At 63.9% G+C, this 21782-nt stretch carries 17 protein-coding genes; 5 read left to right on the forward strand and 12 right to left on the reverse strand.

Features of this window, described 5'->3' with window-relative positions; genetic code table 11:
- Position 1: 1 nt before the first annotated feature.
- Genes F1609_RS12575 through lptF form a run of 3 tightly spaced genes read right to left on the reverse strand, consistent with a single transcriptional unit; the run spans position 2 to position 2687 of the window.
- Positions 2 to 367 carry a sirohydrochlorin chelatase gene (locus F1609_RS12575; protein ID WP_167076785.1) on the reverse strand — a complete coding sequence of 122 codons (366 nt, stop codon included), beginning with the start codon at positions 365 to 367 and terminating at the stop codon, positions 2 to 4.
- Entirely contained in the window at positions 367 to 1551 is a 1185-nt protein-coding gene (lptG, locus tag F1609_RS12580; RefSeq protein WP_167076786.1) for an LPS export ABC transporter permease LptG, read from the reverse strand. The genes F1609_RS12575 and lptG overlap by 1 nt, the downstream gene beginning before the upstream one ends.
- Complete coding sequence (lptF, locus tag F1609_RS12585) at positions 1548 to 2687, reverse strand: LPS export ABC transporter permease LptF (RefSeq protein WP_167076787.1); 1140 nt, start codon at positions 2685 to 2687, stop codon at positions 1548 to 1550. The genes lptG and lptF overlap by 4 nt, the downstream gene beginning before the upstream one ends.
- 59 nt (positions 2688 to 2746) lie before the next feature.
- Here lptF and F1609_RS12590 point away from each other — a divergent pair, with 59 nt between their 5' ends.
- The gene (locus F1609_RS12590) at positions 2747 to 4240 is read left to right on the forward strand and encodes a leucyl aminopeptidase (protein ID WP_167076788.1); all 1494 of its coding nucleotides are present in this window, start codon (positions 2747 to 2749) and stop codon (positions 4238 to 4240) included.
- Between the two features lie 74 nt (positions 4241 to 4314).
- Here F1609_RS12590 and F1609_RS12595 read toward each other — a convergent pair whose 3' ends face one another.
- The 4 genes from F1609_RS12595 to F1609_RS12610 form a co-directional block, all read right to left on the reverse strand.
- Positions 4315 to 4767 carry a hypothetical protein gene (locus F1609_RS12595; protein WP_167076789.1) on the reverse strand — a complete coding sequence of 151 codons (453 nt, stop codon included), beginning with the start codon at positions 4765 to 4767 and terminating at the stop codon, positions 4315 to 4317.
- A 99-nt stretch (positions 4768 to 4866) separates the two neighbouring features.
- The gene (locus F1609_RS12600; protein WP_167076790.1) at positions 4867 to 5340 is read right to left on the reverse strand and encodes a CreA family protein; all 474 of its coding nucleotides are present in this window, start codon (positions 5338 to 5340) and stop codon (positions 4867 to 4869) included.
- A gap of 68 nt (positions 5341 to 5408) precedes the next feature.
- Positions 5409 to 5597 (reverse strand): DUF1653 domain-containing protein, encoded by a 189-nt coding sequence (locus F1609_RS12605; RefSeq protein WP_167076791.1) that lies wholly within the window; start codon positions 5595 to 5597, stop codon positions 5409 to 5411.
- Complete coding sequence (locus F1609_RS12610) at positions 5597 to 5974, reverse strand: phiTE_015 family protein (RefSeq protein WP_054267055.1); 378 nt, start codon at positions 5972 to 5974, stop codon at positions 5597 to 5599. Before F1609_RS12610 ends, F1609_RS12605 begins: the two co-directional genes overlap by 1 nt.
- Before the next feature lie 473 nt (positions 5975 to 6447).
- Here F1609_RS12610 and xth point away from each other — a divergent pair, with 473 nt between their 5' ends.
- A complete protein-coding gene (gene xth / locus F1609_RS12615) occupies positions 6448 to 7218 on the forward strand; it encodes an exodeoxyribonuclease III (protein ID WP_167076792.1) in 771 nt (256 codons plus the stop codon).
- Between the two features lie 269 nt (positions 7219 to 7487).
- Here xth and F1609_RS12620 read toward each other — a convergent pair whose 3' ends face one another.
- From F1609_RS12620 to prpB, 5 genes are all read right to left on the reverse strand, one after another.
- Entirely contained in the window at positions 7488 to 11108 is a 3621-nt protein-coding gene (locus tag F1609_RS12620) for a bifunctional diguanylate cyclase/phosphodiesterase (protein WP_167076793.1), read from the reverse strand.
- Positions 11109 to 11278: 170 nt separating this feature from the next.
- On the reverse strand, positions 11279 to 12478 hold the full coding sequence (prpF, locus tag F1609_RS12625; protein WP_167076794.1) for a 2-methylaconitate cis-trans isomerase PrpF: 1200 nt from the start codon (positions 12476 to 12478) through the stop codon (positions 11279 to 11281).
- Positions 12478 to 15075, reverse strand: coding sequence for a Fe/S-dependent 2-methylisocitrate dehydratase AcnD (gene acnD / locus F1609_RS12630; protein WP_167076795.1), 2598 nt, complete (start codon positions 15073 to 15075; stop codon positions 12478 to 12480). The genes prpF and acnD overlap by 1 nt, the downstream gene beginning before the upstream one ends.
- Positions 15076 to 15098: 23 nt before the next feature.
- A complete protein-coding gene (gene prpC / locus F1609_RS12635; RefSeq protein ID WP_167076796.1) occupies positions 15099 to 16265 on the reverse strand; it encodes a bifunctional 2-methylcitrate synthase/citrate synthase in 1167 nt (388 codons plus the stop codon).
- Positions 16266 to 16297: 32 nt separating this feature from the next.
- Positions 16298 to 17182 (reverse strand): methylisocitrate lyase, encoded by an 885-nt coding sequence (gene prpB, locus F1609_RS12640; protein WP_167076797.1) that lies wholly within the window; start codon positions 17180 to 17182, stop codon positions 16298 to 16300.
- A gap of 207 nt (positions 17183 to 17389) precedes the next feature.
- Between prpB and prpR the strand changes: the two genes are divergently transcribed.
- The 3 genes from prpR to F1609_RS12655 all read left to right on the forward strand — a co-directional run bounded on the left by prpR (position 17390) and on the right by F1609_RS12655 (position 21760).
- Positions 17390 to 19018, forward strand: coding sequence for a propionate catabolism operon regulatory protein PrpR (gene prpR, locus F1609_RS12645; RefSeq protein ID WP_167076798.1), 1629 nt, complete (start codon positions 17390 to 17392; stop codon positions 19016 to 19018).
- A 154-nt stretch (positions 19019 to 19172) separates the two neighbouring features.
- Positions 19173 to 20549, forward strand: coding sequence for a pyridoxal-phosphate dependent enzyme (locus F1609_RS12650; RefSeq protein ID WP_167076799.1), 1377 nt, complete (start codon positions 19173 to 19175; stop codon positions 20547 to 20549).
- A gap of 32 nt (positions 20550 to 20581) precedes the next feature.
- Positions 20582 to 21760 (forward strand): trans-sulfuration enzyme family protein, encoded by a 1179-nt coding sequence (locus F1609_RS12655; RefSeq protein ID WP_167077015.1) that lies wholly within the window; start codon positions 20582 to 20584, stop codon positions 21758 to 21760.
- The last annotated feature ends 22 nt before the right edge of the window (positions 21761 to 21782 follow it).

The raw sequence follows: 21782 nt of genomic DNA on the forward strand, positions 1-21782 counted from the left end.
TTTACAGCTGCGCCACGCAGAAATCGGTCATCGCCGCCAGCACGCTGGCGTCTTCGCCGACCGCGCCGGACACGGTGATCCGCATGGCCGGATGATCGCGCCGCAGTTCCTCGACAATCAGCGGCAGGTCGCGCAGCAAGTGCCCGCCCTGCCCCAGGAACACCGGCACCACCGTCAGGGCTGTGACGCCCTGCGCGGCCAGTTCGGCCACGCGCTCGGGCAGGCGCGGCTCCATCAATTCCAGGAACGCCAGCGAGACCGGCACCTCGGGCACGCGCGCTTGCGTCAGCTCGCGCAGGCGCTCGAACGGCGCGGCCCAGGTGGCGGCGCGGGCGCCGTGGGCAAACAGGATCAGGGCGCGGGTCATCAGTGTCTTTCCACCCACCATAGCGCCGCAAGCGCCAATAGCAGGAACAGCAAACTCGGGGCGATCGCCGTCAGCACGGCCGGAATGTTACTGAGCAGCCCCACGGAAGCGAACAGGGTATTGATCAAAATGAAGCCGACACCGATCATGATGCCGATGAAGATCTTCAGGCTCACGCCGCCGCTGCGGGTGTGCAGGTAGGCGAACGGCAGCGCCAGCGCCATCAGCACGAAAATGGCCAGCGGATCGAACAGCTTTTTCCAGAACGCGATCTTGAAGCGCTCGGTCTCCTGCTTGTTCTCGGCCAGGTGGCGCGTGTAGATCGCCAGTTCGGTGGCTGACATGCGCACCGGATCGGAGGCCGATACCGAGATGATCTTCGGGGTGATCTCGGACACCAGGTCCATGCTCGGCAGCTTGCGGGTGGCGACCATGCTGGTTTCCTGGCCGTAGGTACCCAGCGCCCTGGCCCCGGCTTGCGGTTTGCCGCCCGGCGGCGGCAGTTCGCGCGTGTTGGTAAAGCGTGTTTCGGTCACGTCTTCCAGGCGCCAGGTGCTGTTGCCGGTGAAGACAGCGCGCGCCGCGGTGATCAGGGAACGCATGCGGAAGTTGGTATCGAACTCGTACAGGCGCACATCGAGCATCTGGCCGTCGGTGCGGAACTGGCGCACATTGAAAAAGCGCGAGCCGGTGACAAGCCCCTTGGTGCCTTCGCTGCGCACGACATCCTTGGTCCACATCCCGGAGCGGAACTCCTGCGACACGGTGGCGCCGCGCGCGCTCAGTTTGAGCTTTTCGGCCAGCGGCGCGGTGCGCGGCGCAATCAGCTCGCCGAACACGAAGGTGATGATGACGAACACGAAACCGATCTTGAAAAGCATCCACGCCGCCATCTGGGTCGACATGCTCGACGCCCGCATGATGGTGAACTCAGAGGTCGATGCGAACTGCGCCATCGTATAGATGGTGCCGATCAGGGTCGCCACCGGCATCACCTCGTACACGTGGAACGGCACGCGCAGCAGCACATACAAAAAGGCGTGCTGGATCGCGTAGCCTTCCTTGCCCACCGACGGCAGTTCGCCGGTCAGGTCCATGAAAGCGCTCAGCGCCAGGAAGGCGACCAGCACGAAGGCGACAGCCTGCGCGATCGAGACCGCGAAATAGCGTTGAAGGACCTTCATGTCGCGCCTCCCGGTGCGGCGTGATCGAGCCGGCCGCGCTTCATGGCGGCCCACAGCACCAGCGGATGGTAGCGGTGGTTGACGTTCAGGCGCCATGCGAACATGACCACGATCAGGACCGCGACGAACAGGTGCAGCGGCCACCAGGCCATGTAGAAGTCCGATTTGCCCTGGCGGACATTGGCCTCGGCCAGCTTGGTCAGATTAATATAGGTGAAGAAGATCAGCAGCGCGATGATCAGGTTGGCCGCGCTGCCGGCGCGCGGATTGACGAAACCGAGCGGAATGGCCAGCAGGATCAGGAGCAGGCAGGTAATCGGCGCGGCGATGCGGTACAGGAGTTCCGACTGGGTGAAGCGGTTCGGCGTTGCGAGCAGCTCCTGGGTGGACATGGCGTCCGACGAGATGTCGCCATCCATCGCCGTGTTCTTGCTGGCTACGCGCATGCTGTAGCGGCCGAACTCCATCGATTGAAAATCGGCCTGGCCCGGCACACCCTGGTAGCGCCGGCCGTTCTTGAGCACCAGGAACTGGCCACCCTTGCCGTCCGACTCGATCACGCCTTCCTTGGCGACGATGACGGAGTTGACGTTCTTTTCGATCGTGTTGACGAACACATTCTGCACCACGGTCGATTCGCCGGTGACGGCTTCGACGAAAAACACGCGGTTGCTCGACGACGATTCCTTGAACTGGCCGGGCGAGACCTTTTTCAGGTCTTCGCGTTTTTCGAAGCGCTGGACGAATTCGGTGCTTTTCATCTTGGCCCACGGCGTCACGAACAGGCTCAGGGCCCCGGTCAGGATCATCATGGGAATGCCGAAGGTGAGGATGGGGCGGATCCAGCGCGTGAGCGACAGCCCGGACGCGAACCAGACCACCATCTCGGAGTCGCGGTAGCTGCGCGTGACCACCGCCAGCACCGAAATAAAGCTGGTGAGAGTCAGGATAGTTGGCAGATAATTCAGCGTTGCGAAGGCGATCAACGCCAGCACGTCGCTCGAGGCCACCTTTCCACCCGCGGCTTTGCCGAGGATGGCGATCAGGGTCCAGGTGGCGACGATGGAAAACAGCACCGTGAAAGTCGTTCCGGCCGAACTGGCTAATTCACGTTGCAAGGCGCGTTGAAAGATCATTCGAAAGTTATAATCACAGGTTAGGCAGTGCGCGTCACAAACACGAAACGGAGATTCAAATGGACTTTAGCATAAAAGCATTCGACACAAAGAACACCATCACGTCGGCCAAAACCGGTTGCATCGCGGTTGCGGTATTCGAAAACAAAAAACTGTCGCAGGCTGCAAAAGCCCTCGACCAGGGTGGTGACATCACGGCTGCGCTCAAGTCCGGCGACATTACCGGCAAAGCCGGTTCGACCCTGCTGTTGCGCGGTATGTCCGGCACCGGCGCGGCGCGCGTGCTGCTGGTAGGACTGGGCAACGACGAGACGGTCAGCGAAAAAAGCTTCACTTCCGCAGTGAACGCGACGCTCAAGGCTTTCGCCTCGCTGGGCGCCGCGGACGCCATTATCGCATTACCCATGACGGATGTGAAAGAGCGTGACGTTTCGTGGGCCGTGCGCACCATCGTCTGCGCCGCCCACGAGAGCGTTTTCCGCACCGACGGCCAGAAAAGCAAGAAGGACCCTGCCCCTGCCGGCGTACGCAAGATCACCCTGGCGCTTGACGCCACGGGCGAAGTCAAGACCGCGCTGGCGCAAGCGATTGCCATCGCCAACGGCATGGACCTGACCAAGGAACTGGGCAACCTGTCGGCCAACGTCTGCACCCCGACCTACCTGGCCGACACGGCCCGCAAGCTGGCCAGGGACTACAAGTTCGACGTCGAAGTGCTGGACCGCAAACAGCTGCAGGCGCTGAAAATGGGCAGCTTCCTGTCGGTCACCAACGGCAGCGACGAAGCGCCCAAGTTCATCGTCTTGAAGCATATGGGCGGCAAGTCCAAGGATGCGCCGGTGGTCCTGGTCGGCAAGGGCATCACCTTCGACACCGGCGGCATTTCGATCAAGGCCGGTCCCGGCATGGATGAAATGAAGTACGACATGTGCGGCGCCGCCTCGGTGCTGGGCACCTTCCGCGCGATTGGCGAAATGGGCCTGAAACTCAATGTGATCGGCGTGATCGCGGCGTGCGAGAACATGCCGTCGGGCCGCGCCACCAAGCCGGGCGACATCGTCACGTCAATGAACGGCTTGACCATCGAAGTGCTCAACACCGACGCCGAAGGCCGCCTGGTGCTATGCGACGCGCTCACTTACTGCGAGCGTTTCAATCCGGCTGCGGTGATCGACATCGCCACCCTGACCGGCGCCTGCGTGGTGGCCCTGGGCCATCACAACACGGGCCTGTTCACGCGCAGCGACGAGGCCCACGAGAAGCTGGCCGGCGAACTGCTGGCCGCCGGCAAAGCCGCCAGCGACACCGCATGGCGCCTGCCGATCGAAGAAGTCTACAACGAGCAGCTCAAGTCCAACTTCGCCGACCTGGCCAATATCGGCACCCCGGGCGGCGCCAGCGTGACGGCCGCCTGCTTCCTCGAGAACTTTACGCGCAAGTACACCTGGGCGCACCTCGACATCGCCGGCACGGCATGGAAGTCGGGCGGCGCGAAGGGCGCCACCGGCCGTCCGGTGCCGCTGCTGTCGACGTTCCTGATCAACCGCGTGTAAGCGGCGTCGCAGGACGACAAAAAGCGGCCTCGCGGGGCCGCTTTTTTCGTTGCGCTGGAGGCTAGTGCAGCGCGCTAATGGAGCGCCGTCCCCGCCGTCTCCGGCAGGTCGTTCTGATAATCGCGCGCGCCATTGCGGCGCATCAGCACCGTCAAGGTTTCCGGGTAATCGAAGCCGGCCCCGGTACGCTTGTCGAGCAGGTATCCCAGCCCCGCCGTCAGCACCGCATTGCCCACGGTGGCGCTGGCGTTGGCGCTCGATGCAACCCGGTCCTGCCCCGCCGCCACGCCATCCTTGCGGCAGTCGATGAACAGATTGCCTGCGCTCTTTTGCACGGTCACGTGCCCGGGGGACGTGACGAACCAGCGCCCTTTGTCGTTGGTCAGCACGCAGCCGGCGCCGCCGACTTCGCGGTTATCCAGGATTGTGTGCAGCATCAGGGTCTGCTGGTTCGATTCGCTGATCGTCGCGCAGCCGCCCAGGGCGGCCAGCAGCGCCAGCGCGCCGGTCCGTAAAAAAATCGCCATCGCATCCATCCAAGGTAGTGGTTCATCCTGCTGGTTCATGCCATTAACGGCACAAGCCCGGGATTCCTGAATACTACCCGATGCAGTCTGCTTAAAAACCTACTTCAGCGGAATCGGCTGGTTGGCCGGCACCGGCACCGCGGTCACGCTGTTTTTCGGGCTGCCGTCGATCAGGCGGTCCGAATACACAAGGTAAGCGAGCGCATTGCGCTTGACGTCGACCATGCGCACCACGCGCACGTGCTTGAAGAAGATCGAGGCGCGTTCGCTGAATACTTCTTCCTGCTTCGGTACTTTGCCGCTGAAAGTAATGGGGCCGACCTGGCGGCAAGCCACCGACGATTCGGCCTTGTCTTCGGCCAGGCCCACGGCGCCCTTGATGCCGCCGGTCTTGGCGCGCGACAGGTAGCAGCTCACGCCACCGACGACGGGATCGTCGAAGACTTCGACCACGACCTTGTGGTCGGGACCAATCAGCTTGAAAGCGGTATCGACCGAGCCCACGGTTTCCGCAGCGGCGCCAACGGCGGCAGCGGACAGCGCGAGGCTCACAGCGAGGCGGATGATTCGCATAATGTTATTCCTGGAGAGTGGTACGGGAGAGTGATGCGGGAGGTAGTCGCCGCAGCAGGCGGGCAGGACTAGGACACCGGTGCAAAGCGCGGCACCAGAATGCCGCCGACCTCGACCAGCTGAAAAAACACGTCTTTCGGCCGCGTCCATATTGAACCGTCCGCTGCGCGATACACGATCATCTCAGAGAGATCCGATTCAAGAGTGGCCACGCACACCAATTCGTACAGGCCACCCTTGTAGTGCCGGTATTGCATCAACTCTCGGTCTTGTCTTCGGCCAGAGCTTTCTGCTTCTTCTTCAAGCCCTGGATGACCTTCAGGACACCTTCGATACCAGCGGTATCGTCGAGATCGCTAAAAGCATCAAGAACCTCATTCAGAACCCGGTTGCGCACTGCGGTTTCATCCGACGCCGGTGCGCTTGCGCGTACCGGTTCGGCCGACTCTTTCGAGGCGGCCTTTTGCGCCGAATACTTCGCTGTCGCCGCGGCTGTTTTGCCGTGCGCCAGCGCCGCTTGCCAGATTACCCAGCGACGTTGTGTTTCAAACACGAGATATTCATCGGGTTTATCTTCGCGGCGTCGAACGATATGACCATCGCGCTGCGCCCATGCTTCAAATGCACTTCGCATTTTAATCCTTTACAAATGCTGTCTTCGCATTTCTACACTAATCAAAACACTATTGTTTTAACTAGTACCACCTTGCAGAATGTGTCATGAAGCCGTCACAAACTTTAAGGGCGTGTAACTCTTCACGCTAGGGGTTCCGACCGTTGGTTCTCACCACCACCGACCGGATTTAAGTATATTACCCGTTGCGTTATAAGAATGCAATTTTTTATTCCCCATGAGTAACAATAGTCCAAAATCGTTGTTTTGTCTGCCTCTTGTTACATCTAATTACATCTTGCGAGTGGTTAAATCTCGGGGACAACAAAGTTTAACATCTCCACGGTATTTTTTCGATAAAAGTGTTGATAACACAAGCGTATGCATCTTGCATACACGGCCAAAATTGTTAACTAACGGCATGTTCTTGCACGAAAGCACCATTTAACGCGATACTAGGCGTTTTTAGCACCAATGGCACTCTGGACCCCCCTATGAAAATAGCAACATGGAATGTTAATTCCCTCAAAGTACGACTTCCTCACCTTCTGCAATGGCTGGAGGCGAACCCGGTCGATGTACTTTGCTTACAAGAGACAAAATTGACGGACGATAAGTTCCCGATTTCTGAAATTAAAGCTGCCGGGTATGAAGTCGCCTTCAGCGGTCAGAAAACCTATAACGGCGTCGCAATATTATCTAAATTACCACTAAATGACATTATAAAAAACAACCCATTATTTCCGGACGAGCAGCAACGGATACTCGCGGCCACGATCGGCGGCACGCGTTTTATCTGCGCCTACGTACCGAATGGGCAGGCGGTCGGAACCGACAAATACGCCTATAAACTCGCCTGGCTGGCAGCGCTGCGGGAGTGGCTTGCCGATGAAGTCAGCGCGCATGCCGAAGGCGGCCTGGCGATCCTGGGCGATTACAACATCGCCCCCGAAGACCGCGACGTACACGACCCGCTTGCATGGACCGGCCAGGTGCTCTGTTCCGACAAAGAGCGGGCAGCCTTGACGGCGCTGACCGACCTGGGTTTGACCGATGCGTTCCGCCTGTTCGAGCAGGCTGACAAATCGTTCAGCTGGTGGGATTACCGGCAGCTCGGCTACCAGAAAAACAAAGGCCTGCGGATCGACCACATATTGCTGTCGGACGCATTGAAAAAGCGCTGCACCGCATGCGCGATCGACCGCATTCCGCGCAAGTGGGAGCAACCATCGGACCACGCCCCAGTCATCGCCACCCTCGACTGACAACATTTCCTGACCGGGGTCAGACCTTAATGCCGCTAACTTAAAGCTCCGTCATTCCCGCCATTGGCAGAAATGACTTCCCGCGAAGGCGGGAATCCATAGCACCTTTGCTAAGCATACGTGCTATGGCGGGAACGCACAGCGTTCCCGCCTTCGCGGGAAGGACGGTTTTGAGTTTTGTGGTCGTCAAACCGCCTAACTTAGCGGCATTAGGGTCAGACCTCCGAATCGAAACATTTCGAGTCGGAGGTCTGACCCCGGTTAGGAAACTAGTTGTTGGAGAGGTGGTGGCGGGCTTCGTCCGCGGGCCGGGGCTGGGCGAACAGGTAGCCCTGTGCGTACTGGCAGCCGTGGCCGTTCAGCAGCGCGTACTGGGCTTCGGTTTCGACGCCTTCCGCCACCACCGATAACTGCAGGCTGTTCGACAGCGCCATGATGGCCGCCACGATCGCGCGGTCTTCGGCGCTGCTTTCGAGGTCCTTGATGAAGGCGCGGTCGATCTTGATCTTCTTGACCGGGAAGCGCTTGAGGTACGCCAGGCTCGAATAGCCGGTGCCGAAATCGTCGATCGACAGACGGATGCCCATCGCGTTGATCTGCCCCAGGATCTCCATGGTCTGTTCGCCATGCTGCATCAGCGCCGTTTCGGTGATTTCGAATTCGATCAGGGCCGGGTCGATCCCGGTTTCGTCGAGCACGCGCCGGATCGATTCGATCAGCCCGCGATGCATAAACTGGCGCGGCGACAGGTTGACCGCCAGCGGCACCGCCACCCTCCCCTCGCGCTGCCACGCCATGCTTTGTTCGCAGGCGCGCCGCATCACCCATTCACCAACCGGCACGATCAACCCGTTTTCTTCCATGATCGGGATGAAGTGATCCGGCAGCACCAGCCCGCGCCCTGGTCGGCGCCAGCGCAGCAGCACTTCCATGGTGTGCACGCGGCGCGTGCCGATGTCGATGATCGGCTGGTAGAACAGCTCGAATTCCTCGTCCGCCAGGGCGCCGCGCAGCGCGCTTTCGAGCTCGAAGTGCTGCGCCGCCGCCAGGTTCATGCGCTCGGTGAAGTACTGGTAATTATTGCGGCCGTTCGCCTTGGCGTGGTACATCGCCGCGTCGGCGTGCCGCATGAGGGTCGCCACATCGCCGCCGTCGTCCGGATACAGACACAGGCCAATCGATGGCGTGATGTGCAGCAGGCGCCCGTCCACCGGGAACGGCAGCGCCAGCACGTCGATGATCTTCTGCGCCACCTGGCTGCTTTCCTCAAGCCCGTCGATACCCGGCACCAGCACCACGAATTCGTCGCCGCCGAGACGCGCCACGGTGTCGCTCTCGCGCACCGCGTGGCACAGGCGCTGCGCCACTTCCTTGAGCAGGCGGTCGCCCATCAGGTGCCCGAGCGAGTCGTTGATGGTCTTGAAACGGTCAAGGTCGATGAACATCACGGCCAGCTTGCCGCCGGAGCGCTTGGCGCCGAGCATGGCGTGGTCCAGCCGGTCCGACAGCAAGGCGCGGTTGGGCAGGCCGGTCAGGCTGTCGTGATAGGCCATGTGGTTCACGCGCGCTTCGGCCTGGCGCCGTTCGACGATCTCGCCCTGCAGCAGCGCGTTGGCGCCGGCCAGTTCGGCGGTGCGCTCGAGCACCCGCACTTCGAGTTCGTCGCGCGCGCGCAGCACCGCTTCGCCGGCCTCGCGCCGCGCGGTCACGTCGTCGACCAGCCACACCGAGCGCCCGGTGGCATGCGCCAGGTCGAACGGACGCCCGGACAGGCGCGCCCAGAAGCTGCTGCCGTCCTTGCGCACCAGCCGGTATTCGGCCATGTGCACGCGCCCCGCGTGGAAGTCGCGCGTGGTCTCGGCGCGCGCCAGGTCCCAGCTGGCGCGGTCCGGATACAGCGCCCGCACCGACAGCCCCGCCACTTCGCCCGGCCCGTAGCCGAACAGTTCTTCCATCTTGGCGTTGCAGCGCAAATTCAGGCCGTTTTCAACCACCGCGATGCCGAGCACCGCGCTGTCGAGGATGGCCTGGTTTTCCAGCAGCGCGTTGCGCAGCGATTCTTCGGCGCGCTTGGCGTCGGTGCGGTCTTCGATGATCCAGATCGTACCCTGCGCCGGGTCGGCCGGATTGACCACGTAGGCGATCAGCTGCGCCCACAGCACGCTGCCGTCCTTGCGCGCCATGCCCACTTCGGTGTGAAAGGGTTTACCGACCGAGAGCAGCGGGCCGGCGGCCGCGCCGATGGCGGCGTAGGCCTCGTCGCTCGGGTACAGGGCGCGGCCGGGCAGGCCCAGCCCCTCGCTGCCCTGGTAGCCGAACATGTCGGCAAAGCCGCGGTTGTAGCGCGTGATGATGCGGTTCTTGGTGAACAAGATGCTGACCGAGGCGTTGGTCATGATGGCCTGCACCTCGACCAGGGTCTGGCGCGCTTCGGTCACGTCTTCCAGGATCCAGATAGTGCCTTGTTCGCGCCGTTCGGCATCGATGGTCTGGGCCCGCACGCGGCACCAGATCAGGGTGCCGTCGCGCTGGCGGAACTGGTACTCGGGGGTTTCGAAGGGCAGGCCGTTGCCGAGCAGGGGCCCGGCCGCGCGCCCGAATTCTTCGTACGCCTCGGGCGACGGGAACACGTCCACCGCCGGCCTGCCGGTCATTTCTTCACGCGTGTAGCCGAACATCTCGGCCATGCGCGGGTTACAGGACAACATGATCCCGTTGCGGCTGAACAGGATGCCGACCGAGGCATTGTCCAGGATCGCCTTCTGCTCGAGCAGCACCTGGCGGGTCGCTTCCTCGGCCGCCTTCTGGGCGCTGCGGTCGTCCACGATCCAGATCGTGTCCTGCTTGCCGCGCCCGGCGTTGATGGCGTAGATGTAGACGTGCCCCCAGAACGCGCTGCCGTCCTGGCGCAGCATCTCGATGTCGCTCTGGTAGGGTTTGCCGGCGCGCAACAGCGGCTGCGCCTCCTGCTGCAAGGCGTCGTAGGCGGCGCTTGACACAAACAGTTCGGCGGCCGCGTGGCCCAGCCCCGTCTCGCCGCCAAAGCCGAAGCAGCGCCCGAACTGCTGGTTATAGCGCAGGATGCGGTTGTCGCGCTGGAAGGCGATGCCCAGCGGGGCGTTGTCCATGATGGCCTGCATTTCGAGCAGGGCGCGGCGCAGGCGCGTTTCGTTCTGGTGCAGGTCGTCGATGTCTTCGATGATCCAGATGGTGCCGTGCGACTCATCGCGCGTATCGACCGCGCGTCCGTACAGGCGGCACCACAGCAGCACGCCGTCCTTGCGGCGCATACGCAGTTCGCCCGCGTACGAGCCGCCGGCGGCCAGCCGCGGTCCCGCCTCGCTGCTCATCTGGTCGTAGCTGCGCTGGCTGGGGAACACAGTGACGGTGGCCCGGCCCACCAGTTCATCGGCGCTGTAGCCAAAGATCTCGGCGGCGCGGATATTACATTCATGGACGACCCGCTTTTTGCTGAGGATGATGCCGACCGCCGCGTTTTCGAGAATGGCCTTCTGTTCCATCACCGTCTTGCGCAGCGCGGCCTGGTCGCGGTCGTAGCGGCGGATGTCGGTAAATACAAACGTGGCGCCGCCGCCGGGCAGCGGCTTGGCCAGCACCTGGACCGCAATCGGCTGGCCGTGCGCGTGCAGCGCGCTTTCCCACAGCTGGTCGGCGCCGTCGCCGTCATTGAGGCGCAAAAAGGCGTCGTGACGCGCGTCAAGCGCGAACAGGTCGAGCAGGGGTTGGCCGGCGGGAGTGGCGCCGAGCAGCGCGCACAAGGCCGCGTTGGCGGCATGGACGATGCCGTCCGCGTCGCAGGCACAGGCGGGCGATCCGATTAACTGGAGCGCTTCAGCGACGAAATCAGGCTTGGTTGTTAAGCGATCCATGTCCCCACGACGGCGTAAGTCCGCCGCCTCTGCGATGGGCAACGGAGAGCTTGATCATAAACCACAATTGGCCGCAAATTACCGGAAAAGCCGGGAAAACCCAAAAAACAGAAACGCCCACCACGCGCGGGGCGGGGTGGGCGCTTTGCAACAACGCTCAGGGAGGGCTTTTAAGGGCCCTGGAAGGCGTCGCTGGGTATGCGCACCCACCCTTCCATCAGCACGCGCGCGCTGCGGCTCATGACGGCCTTGGCGACGCTCCAGTCGCCGCCGACCTGGGTCGCTTCGGCGCCCACGCGCAGGGTGCCGGACGGATGGCCGAAGCGCACCGCGTTGCGCCCTCCCCCGCCGGCCGCCAGGCTGACCAGGGTGCCGGGAATGGCGGCCGCGGTGCCGATGGCCACCGCAGCGGTGCCCATCATCGCGTGGTGCAGCTTACCCATCGACATGGCGCGCACCAGCAGGTCGATGTCGCCGGCCGCCACCGCTTTGCCGCTCGACGACACATAACCGGCCGGCGGCGCCACGAAGGCCACCTTGGGCGTGTGCTGGCGCGTGGCCGCTTCGTCGACATGCCCGATCAATCCCATGCGCACGGCGCCGTGCGCGCGGATCGCCTCGAACATGGCCAGCGCTTTCGGGTCGCCATTGATCGCGTCCTGCAGCTCGGTGCCGGTGTAGCCGATCGCCTCGGCATTGACGAAAATCGTCGGGATGCCGGCGTTGATCATGGTGGCCTTGAGCGTGCCCAGTCCCGGCACGTCCAGGTCCTCGACCACCTGCCCGGTCGGGAACATGGCGCCGCCGGCGCCCTCTTCTTCGGCCGCCGGGTTCATGAATTCGAGCTGCACTTCAGCGGCCGGAAAGGTCACGCCATCGAGTTCGAAGTCGCCCGTTTCCTGCACCGCGCCACCCGTCACCGGCACGTGCGCGATGATGGTCTTGCCGATGTTGGCCTGCCAGATGCGCACCAGCGCCATGCCGTCGTGCGGAATGCGGGCGGCGTCGACCAGCCCCGCGCCGATGGCGAACGAGCCAACGGCGGCCGACAGGTTGCCGCAGTTGCCGCTCCAGTCGACAAAAGCCTTGTCGATGGCGACCTGGCCGAACAGGTAGTCGACATCGTGCTCCGGCTTCGCGCTTTTGGACAGGATCACCGTCTTGCTGGTGCTCGAGGTGGCGCCGCCCATGCCGTCGATCTGCTTGCCGTAGGGGTCGGGGCTGCCGATCACGCGCAGCAGCAGCGCGTCGCGCGCGGCGCCAGGCACCTGCGCGGCCTCGGGCAGGTCTTGCAGGCGAAAGAACACGCCCTTGCTGGTACCGCCGCGCATATACGTGGCGGGAATGCGGATTTGAGGTAGGTGCGCCATCATGCCTCCTTCACGGTCGATTCGAGGAAGTCCTGGGCGAAGCGCTGCAGCACGCCGCCGGCTTCGTAGATCGCCACTTCTTCGGCGGTGTCCAGGCGGCAGATGACCGGCACTTCGACCACGTCGCCGGAAACGTGCCTGATCACCAGGGTGAGCGTGGCGCGCGGGGTGCGTTCGCCCAGCACGTCGAAGGTTTCGCTGCCGTCGATGGCCAGGGTGATGCGGTTCTCGCCAGGCAGGAATTCGAGCGGTAGCACGCCCATGCCCACCAGGTTGGTGCGGTGGATGCGCTCGAAGCCTTCGGCCACGATGGCTTCCACGCCGGCCAGGCGCACGCCCTTGGCGGCCCAGTCGCGCGACGAGCCCTGGCCGTAGTCGGCGCCGGCGATAATGATCAAGGGCTGCTTGCGCTCCATGTAAGTCTGGATCGCTTCCCACATGCGGGTGACCGTGCCATCCGGTTCGATGCGCGCCAGCGAGCCTGCCTTGACCTTGCCGTCGACCTTGACCATCTCGTTTTTCAGGGTCGGGTTGGCGAAGGTGGCGCGCTGCGCGGTCAGGTGGTCGCCCCGGTGGGTGGCGTAGGAGTTGAAGTCTTCTTCCGGCAGGCCCATTTTGGCCAGGTATTCGCCGGCGGCCGAATCGAGCATGATCGCGTTCGACGGCGACAGGTGGTCGGTGGTGATGTTGTCGCCCAAAACCGCGAGCGGCCGCATGCCGGCCAGGGTGCGCGCACCAGCCAGCGCGCCTTCCCAGTACGGCGGACGGCGGATGTAGGTGGTGTTCGGGCGCCAGTCGTACAGCGGACTGACCTTGACGCCGTCGTCTTCCTGCTTGGCGAACATGGGAATGTAGACCTTGTGGAAGTGCGCCGGCTTGACGCTCGACGCCACCAGTGCGTCGATCTCCTCATCGGTCGGCCAGATGTCCTTGAGCGTGACCGGTGTGCCGTCGGCGGCGATGCCCAGCACATCCTTTTCGATGTCGAAGCGGATCGTGCCGGCAATCGCATAGGCCACCACCAGCGGCGGCGAGGCCAGGAAGGCCTGTTTCGCGTACGGGTGGATGCGGCCGTCGAAATTGCGGTTGCCCGACAGGACGGCGGTGGCGTACAGGTCGCGCGCCACCACTTCCTGCTGGATCACCGGATCGAGCGCGCCGGACATGCCGTTGCAGGTGGTGCAGGCGTAGGCGACCACGCCAAAGCCGAGTTTTTCCAGTTCCGGCATCAGCTTGGCGTCTTCCAGATACAGGGTGACGGCCTTCGAGCCGGGCGCCAGCGAGCTTTTCACCCACGGTTTGCGCGTCAGTCCGAGCTTGTTGGCGTTACGCGCCAGGAGGCCGGCGGCGATCATGTTGCGCGGGTTGTTGGTGTTGGTGCAGCTGGTGATGGCGGCGATGATGACGGCGCCGTCGGGCATCAGGCCCGGCTCGTTTTCGACCACGCCGCTGATGCCGCGCGCGGCCAGTTCCGAGGTCGGCACGCGGTTGTGCGGATTGGACGGGCCGGCGATGGTGCGCACCACGGTCGACAGGTCGAATTGCAGCACGCGCTCGTACTCGGCGTGCTTTAACGTGTCGCCCCACAAGCCGGTGTGCTTGGCATACAGCTCGACCAGTTTCACCAGTTCGTCGTCGCGGCCGGTGAGCTTGAGGTAGGTGATGGTCTGCTCGTCGATGTAGAACATCGCGGCGGTCGAGCCGTATTCCGGCGCCATGTTGGAAATCGTCGCGCGGTCGCCCAGGGTCAGGTGGGCAGCGCCTTCGCCGTAGAACTCCAGATACGACGAGACCACCTTTTGCTGGCGCAGGAATTCGGTCAGCGCCAGCACCGTGTCGGTGGCGGTGATGCCCGGCTGCGGTTTGCCGGTCAGTTCAACGCCGATGATGTCGGGCAGGCGCATCCACGAGGCGCGGCCCAGCATCACGCTTTCAGCTTCCAGGCCGCCGACGCCGATGGCGATCACGCCGAGCGCGTCGACCATCGGGGTGTGCGAGTCGGTGCCGACCAGGGTGTCGGGAAAGGCCACACCGCCCTGCACTTGCACCACCGGCGACATGCGCTCCAGATTGATCTGGTGCAGGATGCCGTTCCCCGGCGGGATCACGTCGACGTTCTTGAAGGCCTTCTTGGTCCAGTTGATGAAGTCGAAACGGTCTTCGTTGCGCCGGTCTTCGATGGCGCGGTTCTTGTCGAAGGCGTCCGGATCGAAACCACCGCATTCGACTGCCAGCGAATGGTCGACCACGAGCTGGGTCGGCACCACCGGATTGACCAGCGCCGGGTCGCCGCCTTGCAGGGCGATGGCGTCGCGCAGGCCGGCCAGGTCGACCAGCGCGGTCTGGCCCAGGATGTCGTGGCAGACCACGCGCGCCGGGAACCATGGAAAATCGAGGTCGCGTTTGCGTTCGATCAGCTGGCTCAGCGAGGCGTTCAGGGTCGCGGGGTCGCAGCGGCGCACCAGGTTCTCGGCCAGCACGCGCGAGGTGTACGGCAGCTTGTCGTAGGCGCCCGGCGCGATGGCGTCGACCGCGGCGCGCGCGTCGAAGTAATCGAGTTTGGTGCCCGGCAGGTTCTTGCGGTGGTTCGTGTTCATGTCAGTCCTTCTTGCTTGCTAATTTACTTGCGGTCGGCCAGCGGCACGAAGGTCAGGTCGTCCGGGCCGACGTAGTTGGCGCTCGGGCGAATGATCTTGTTGTCGATGCGCTGCTCGATCACGTGGGCGGCCCAGCCGGAAGTGCGCGAGATCACGAACAGCGGCGTGAACATGGCGGTCGGCACGCCCATCATGTGATACGACACAGCCGAGAACCAGTCCAGGTTCGGGAACATCTTCTTGACTTCCCACATGACGGTTTCCAGGCGTTCCGCGATGTCGAACATCTTGGTCGAACCGGCGCCTTCGGACAGCGAACGCGCCACTTCCTTGATCACTTTATTGCGCGGGTCGGACACGGTGTAGACCGGGTGGCCGAAGCCGATCACGACTTCCTTGTTGGCGACGCGGTTGCGGATGTCGGCTTCGGCTTCGTCCGGGTTTTCATAACGCTTCTGGATGTCGAGCGCGACTTCGTTGGCGCCGCCGTGTTTCGGTCCGCGCAGCGCGCCGATGGCGCCGGTGATGGCCGAGTGGATGTCCGAACCCGTGCCAGCGATCACGCGCGCGGTGAAGGTGGAGGCGTTGAACTCGTGTTCCGCGTACAGGATCAGCGAGGTGTGCATCGCCTTGACCCACGCCTCCGGCGGCTTGAAGCCGTGCAGCAGGTGCAGGAAGTGGCCGCCGATGGATTCGTCGTCGGTTTCGGTCTCGATGCGGCGGCCGTTGTGGCTGAAGTGGTACCAGTACAGCAGCATCGAACCGAAGGAGGCCATCAGGCGGTCCGCGATGAAGCGCGCGCCCGGCACGTTGTGGTCGTCCTTTTCCGGCAGCACGCAGCCGAGGGTGGAGACACCGGTGCGCATCACGTCCATCGGGTGGCTCGACGCCGGCAGCGCTTCGAGCGCGTTCTTGACCGCCTGCGGCAGGCCGCGCATCGATTTCAGATGGGCCTTGTAGCCACGCAGTTCGCCGTCGTTGGGCAGTTTTCCGTGCACCAGCAGGTAGGCGATTTCTTCGAACTCGCAGCTGTCGGCCACGTCCAGGATGTCGTAGCCGCGGTAATGCAGGTCGTTGCCGGTTTTGCCGACCGAGCACAGGGCGGTGTTACCGGCGGTGACGCCGGACAGCGCGACCGATTTTTTCGGCTTGAAGGGAACGGCGTCGGCCGGGGTGGTGATGTCAGTCATGTGAGCTCCGCGATTCTTCTGAATGAGTGTGATTACTTTTCTTTACCCTGGGCGAACAGCGAGTCGAGCTTTTGCTCGTACTCGTGGTAGCCGAGGTAGTCGTACAGCTCCATGCGGCTTTGCATGGTCGCGACGACGTTTTTCTGGGTGCCTTCGGCGCGCAGCGTCTTGTAGAAATTCAGGGCGGCCGCGTTCATGGCGCGGTAGGCGCCGCAGCAGTACAGGGCGATATCGACCTTGTGCGCGCGCAGTTCATCGAGCGTGAACAGTGGCGTGGCGCCGAATTCGGTCAGGTTGGCCAGAATCGGCACCTTGACCGCGTCGCGCACCTGGCTGTACATCTCGAGTTTGGTGATCGCTTCCGGGAAGATCATGTCGGCGCCCGCTTCGACGTAGGCGCAGGCGCGGTCGATGGCGGCGTTCAGGCCTTCGACGGCCAGCGAATCGGTGCGCGCCATGATGACGAAGCTCTCGTCATGACGGGCGTCGACGGCGGCCTTGATGCGGTCGACCATTTCTTCCTTGCTGACGATCTCCTTGCCCGGACGGTGGCCGCAGCGCTTGGCCGAGACCTGGTCTTCCATGTGCACCGCTGCCACATCGGCGCGGATCATGTGGCGGATGGTGCGCGCGATGTTGAAGGCGCCGCCCCAGCCGGTGTCGATGTCGACCATCAGCGGCAGGCCGCAGGTATCGGTGATGCGCTGGGCATCGGTGATCACGTCGTCCATGGTGCTGATGCCGAGGTCCGGCATGCCGAGCGAGTTGGCGGCCACGCCGCCGCCGGACAGGTACACGGCCTTGTAACCGGTTTGTTCGGCCATGCGCGCGGTGTAGGCGGTGATGGTGCCGACGACCTGCAACGGCGACTCTTCCTGGACTGCGCGGCGGAACATCGCGCCTCGTGATTCTCTCATTGCGTTTTCTCCTCGGGTACTGCGTTGGAATGACAATGCTGTTTGCATTGCAAGCGCCGTGCCACTCCCGGCCACCTTGGCCCGGCTTATAAAACATCTTTATATTCAATGCCTTGGGCGAGTTTGAAACACGCTAGGCTATTCAGCCCGCGTTTCACCACGTTTCAATATGAAACACGTGAAACGCAACTGGAGTAAAATTGAAACATGCCCTATTCTTCCCGTACCGCTTCCGACGCCAGCGACAAACCGGTCATCTGGACCGTGTCCGTCTCGCGCCTGTCGGACCTGTTCCGCGATATCACGCTCGAATATGACCACCTGGCGTCGATCGAACCGGTCAACCTTGGCTTCGACGACGCCGCGCGGCACATCCGCGAGCGCATGGCCAGCGAACGCTGCGACGTGGTGATCGCGGCCGGGTCGAACGCGGCCTACCTCAAGGGCCGCGTGTCGGTGCCGGTGGTGATCGCCAAGGCCAGCGGCTTCGATGTGATGCAGGCGCTGGCGCGCGCGCGCCGCGTCTCGATGCGCATCGGCGTGATCACCTATCAGCAGCAGTTGCCCGAGCTGGCCGAATTTGCCAGCACCTTCGGCTTTGCCATCGCCCAGCGCACCTACGTAACCGAAGAAGACGCGCGCGCCCAGATCAACGACCTGAAAGCGGCCGGCATCGAAGCGATCGTCGGCGCCGGCCTGATTACCGACCTGGCCGAAGAAGCGGGACTGACCGGCGTGTTCGTGTATTCGGCGGCCTCGATCCGCCAGGCTTTTGATGATGCGCTGGAACTGGCGCGCCTCACCCAGCTCGAATCGAACAGCGGGCGCCGTCCGGTCGTGGCCGACACCCTGCGCACGCGGCATGGCCTGAACGATCTGCGCGGCGAGTCGCACGCCATGGAGACCTTGCGCCAGGCCGTGGTGCTGTATGCGCGCTCGCCCGCCACGGTGCTGATCGAAGGCGAAACCGGCACCGGCAAGGAACTGGTGGCGCAGGCGATTCACCGCGAAAGCCCGCGCAGCCTGGGCGCGAACCGGCCGTTCGTGGCCGTCAATTGCGGCGCGGTGGCCGAGTCGCTGCTGGAATCGGAACTGTTCGGGCACGAGGAAGGCGCGTTCACCGGCGCGCGCCGCGGCGGCCATGCGGGCCTGTTCGAAGCGGCCAACCGCGGCACCCTGTTCCTCGACGAGATCGGCGAAATGCCGCTGCCGCTGCAAACGCGCCTGCTGCGCGTGCTGGAAGAGCGCGAGGTGGTGCGGGTCGGCGGCACGCGCCCGATCGCGATCAATGTACGCGTCATCTGCGCCACCCACTGCGACCTGGAACAGCGGGTGCGCGAGGGCCGCTTCCGGGCCGATCTGTTTTACCGGCTGGCGGTGCTGCGCCTGGCCTTGCCGCCGCTGCGCGAACGCAGCGGCGACGTGGTGGCGCTGGCCGAGTGGTCGCTCAAGAATGCGCTGGCGGCGCTGGGCGCGCGCCCGCATCCGAACCTGCATGCGGAGATGGCGGGCTGCGCGCCGCTGCTGGAGCGCTACGGCTGGCCGGGCAATGTGCGCGAACTGCGCAACCTGATGGAGCGGGTGGCGCTGTTCCTGGCGGCCGAACCCTTGCAGGCGCTGACGCCGGCGTTCGTGCTGTCGGTCGCGCCGGAACTGGGCAGGGAGGTGCAGGCGCCGCTGGCCGTGGAGGCAGCGGCGAGCGAAACGGTGGAGCAAGTGCTGATGCGTTTCGGGGGGCGGCGCGACGAGGCGGCTGCGTATCTGGGGATCAGCCGCACCACCTTGTGGCGCAGGTTGAAATTGGGTTCCCGCCTGCGCGGGAACGACGAGCTGTAGGAAACGCATCGCATTTGCGCAAACCGGATCAGAATTCATATATCAAAGCATAGAATTATTCGTTCCATCGCCGTCACCGCACGCCTATGATCCGCCCTTTTTCCGCCGGAGCGGCCGCCCACAAGGACGCCGCACCCGGCTTTCGGAGGTTCTTATGTCATCCGCACCGCAGCCTGCCCTGTTTTCCCTGATCGGCAATACCCCGCTGATCGAAGTGACCCGCATCGACACCGGCCCGTGCCGCCTGTTCCTCAAGCTCGAATCGCAAAACCCCGGCGGCTCCATCAAGGACCGCATCGGCCGCGCCATGATCGACGCGGCGGAAGCCGACGGCAGCCTGAAACCCGGCGGCGTCGTGGTCGAAGCCACCGCCGGCAACACGGGCCTCGGCCTGGCCCTGGTGGCGCGCCTGAAAGGCTACCGCGTGGTGCTGGTCGTGCCCGACAAAATGGCGATCGAAAAAATCCTGCATCTCAAGGCCCTCGGCGCCGAAATCCACCTGACCCGCTCCGACGTCGGCAAAGGCCATCCGGAGTACTACCAGGATGTGGCGGCGCGCCTGGCGCGCGAGATTCCCGGCTCGTGGTTTGCCGACCAGTTCAACAACCCAGCCAACCCGCTGGCGCACCAGAGCACCACCGGCCCCGAACTGTGGGAACAGAGCGGCCACGATCTCGACGCCATCGTGGTCGGCGTCGGTTCGTCCGGCACCCTGAGCGGCCTGTCGCGTTACTTTGAAACGGTGCAGCCGGACCTCGAATTCGTGCTGGCCGATCCGGAAGGCTCGATCCTGGCCGACTACATCAACACCGGCGTGCTGCGCGACGATGCCGGCTCGTGGGCGGTGGAAGGCATCGGCGAAGACTTCATTCCCGCCATTGCCGACCTGTCGCGCGTAAAAAGCGCCTACACCGTCAGCGACGCGGACAGCTTCGGCAGCGCGCGCATGCTGCTGCGCGAAGAAGGCATATTGGCCGGATCGTCGAGCGGCACCCTGCTGGCCGCCGCGCTGCGCTACTGCCGCGCGCAGACCACGCCGAAGAAGGTGGTCACGTTCGTGTGCGATACCGGCACGCGCTACCTGACCAAGGTCTACAGCGACGGCTGGATGGTCGACCAGGGCCTGCTCCAGCGCCCGACGCTCGGCGACCTGCGCGACCTGATTGGCCGCCGCTTCGACGATGGCGACGTGGTCACCGTGGCGCCGACCGACACGCTGCTCACGGCATTTAACCGCATGCGCAGCGCCGACCTGGCGCAGCTGCCGGTGATCGACAACGGCCGCCTGGCCGGCATCCTCGACGAGTCCGACCTGCTGCTGCACGTGACGGGCGACGCCACGCGCTTTCGCGACCAGGTCGGCACGACCATGACCGCCGAACTGCAAACCCTGCGTCCGTCGGCCGGCATGAGCGAACTGCGCGATATACTCGACCGCGGCCTGACCGCCGTCATCAGCGAAGACGACCATTTTTATGGCCTGATTACCCGCTTCGACCTTCTTAACCACTTGCGCAGGACCTTATCGTGAACAAACCCGTGAGCAAACCCGTGAACAAACCCGTGACCGACTCGATCGGCAAAAAACATCTTTCCACGCGCGTGATCCACGGCGGCCAGTCGCCCGATCCGTCCACCGGCGCGGTGATGCCCCCGATTTACGCCACCTCTACGTACGTGCAGGAGAGCCCGGGCGTGCACAAGGGCCTCGATTACGGGCGCTCGCACAATCCGACCCGCTGGGCGCTGGAGCGCTGCGTGGCCGACCTGGAAGGCGGCGCGCAGGCGTTTGCCTTTGCCTCGGGTCTTGCCGCCATTTCGACCGTGCTGGAACTGGCCGACGCCGGTTCGCACATCATCGCCGGCGACGATATGTACGGCGGCACCTACCGCCTGTTCGAGCGCGTGCGCCGGCGCAGCGCGGGCCACGACTTTACCTACGTCGACCTGACCGATCCGGCCAGGCTGCTGGCGGCGATTCGTCCCGAAACGCGCATGGTGTGGGTGGAAACGCCGACCAACCCGATGCTCAAGCTGGCCGACCTGAAAGCCATCGGCGACATCTGCCGCGAGCGCGGCATCATCTCGGTGTGCGACAACACCTTCGCCAGCCCAATCGTCCAGCGTCCGCTGGAACTGGGGATGGACATCGTGGTCCACTCGACCACCAAGTACATGAACGGCCACTCGGACGTCATCGGCGGCATTGCGGTGGTCGGCGCGGGCGAGCACCAGGCACAATGGGCCGAGCAGCTCGGCTTTTTACAAAATTCGGTGGGCGCGATCCAGGGTCCGTTCGACAGCTTCCTGGTCCTGCGCGGCATCAAGACGCTGGCGCTGCGCCTGGAACGCCACTGCGCCAGCGCGCTCGATCTGGCGCAGTGGCTGGAAAAAGAGCCGAAGGTCGGCCGCGTTTTCTATCCTGGCCTGGCCTCGCATCCGCAGCACGAACTGGCCAAGCGCCAGATGAACGGTTTTGGGGGCATCATCTCGATCCAGCTCGATACCGACCTGGCCGGCGCGCGCCGCTTTCTGGAGCGCTGCGAAGTCTTCACCCTGGCCGAGAGCCTGGGCGGCGTCGAGAGCCTGATCGAGCACCCTGCCCTGATGACGCATGCGACCATTCCGGCGGCGCAGCGCGCGCTGCTCGGCATCAGCGACGGGCTGATTCGCCTGTCGGTCGGCGTGGAGCACGTGGAAGACCTGCGCGACGACCTGCGCGCCGCGCTCGCGGCCATCTGAGCCCGGCGGGCGCCGGCGCAGC

Origin of the sequence: Massilia aquatica, from assembly GCF_011682045.1 — a bacterium.
GTDB lineage: Bacteria > Pseudomonadota > Gammaproteobacteria > Burkholderiales > Burkholderiaceae_D > Telluria_A > Telluria_A aquatica.

Bases quoted from the DNA above. Each gene is read 5' to 3' on its own strand.
- F1609_RS12575 (WP_167076785.1), bottom strand. From the start codon at position 367: ATGACCCGCGCCCTGATCCTGTTTGCCCACGGCGCCCGCGCCGCCACC.
- lptG (WP_167076786.1), bottom strand. From the start codon at position 1,551: ATGAAGGTCCTTCAACGCTATTTCGCGGTCTCGATCGCGCAGGCTGTC.
- lptF (WP_167076787.1), bottom strand. From the start codon at position 2,687: ATGATCTTTCAACGCGCCTTGCAACGTGAATTAGCCAGTTCGGCCGGA.
- F1609_RS12590 (WP_167076788.1), top strand. From the start codon at position 2,747: ATGGACTTTAGCATAAAAGCATTCGACACAAAGAACACCATCACGTCG.
- F1609_RS12595 (WP_167076789.1), bottom strand. From the start codon at position 4,767: ATGGCGATTTTTTTACGGACCGGCGCGCTGGCGCTGCTGGCCGCCCTG.
- F1609_RS12600 (WP_167076790.1), bottom strand. From the start codon at position 5,340: ATGCGAATCATCCGCCTCGCTGTGAGCCTCGCGCTGTCCGCTGCCGCC.
- F1609_RS12605 (WP_167076791.1), bottom strand. From the start codon at position 5,597: ATGCAATACCGGCACTACAAGGGTGGCCTGTACGAATTGGTGTGCGTG.
- F1609_RS12610 (WP_054267055.1), bottom strand. From the start codon at position 5,974: ATGCGAAGTGCATTTGAAGCATGGGCGCAGCGCGATGGTCATATCGTT.
- xth (WP_167076792.1), top strand. From the start codon at position 6,448: ATGAAAATAGCAACATGGAATGTTAATTCCCTCAAAGTACGACTTCCT.
- F1609_RS12620 (WP_167076793.1), bottom strand. From the start codon at position 11,108: ATGGATCGCTTAACAACCAAGCCTGATTTCGTCGCTGAAGCGCTCCAG.
- prpF (WP_167076794.1), bottom strand. From the start codon at position 12,478: ATGGCGCACCTACCTCAAATCCGCATTCCCGCCACGTATATGCGCGGC.
- acnD (WP_167076795.1), bottom strand. From the start codon at position 15,075: ATGAACACGAACCACCGCAAGAACCTGCCGGGCACCAAACTCGATTAC.
- prpC (WP_167076796.1), bottom strand. From the start codon at position 16,265: ATGACTGACATCACCACCCCGGCCGACGCCGTTCCCTTCAAGCCGAAA.
- prpB (WP_167076797.1), bottom strand. From the start codon at position 17,182: ATGAGAGAATCACGAGGCGCGATGTTCCGCCGCGCAGTCCAGGAAGAG.
- prpR (WP_167076798.1), top strand. From the start codon at position 17,390: ATGCCCTATTCTTCCCGTACCGCTTCCGACGCCAGCGACAAACCGGTC.
- F1609_RS12650 (WP_167076799.1), top strand. From the start codon at position 19,173: ATGTCATCCGCACCGCAGCCTGCCCTGTTTTCCCTGATCGGCAATACC.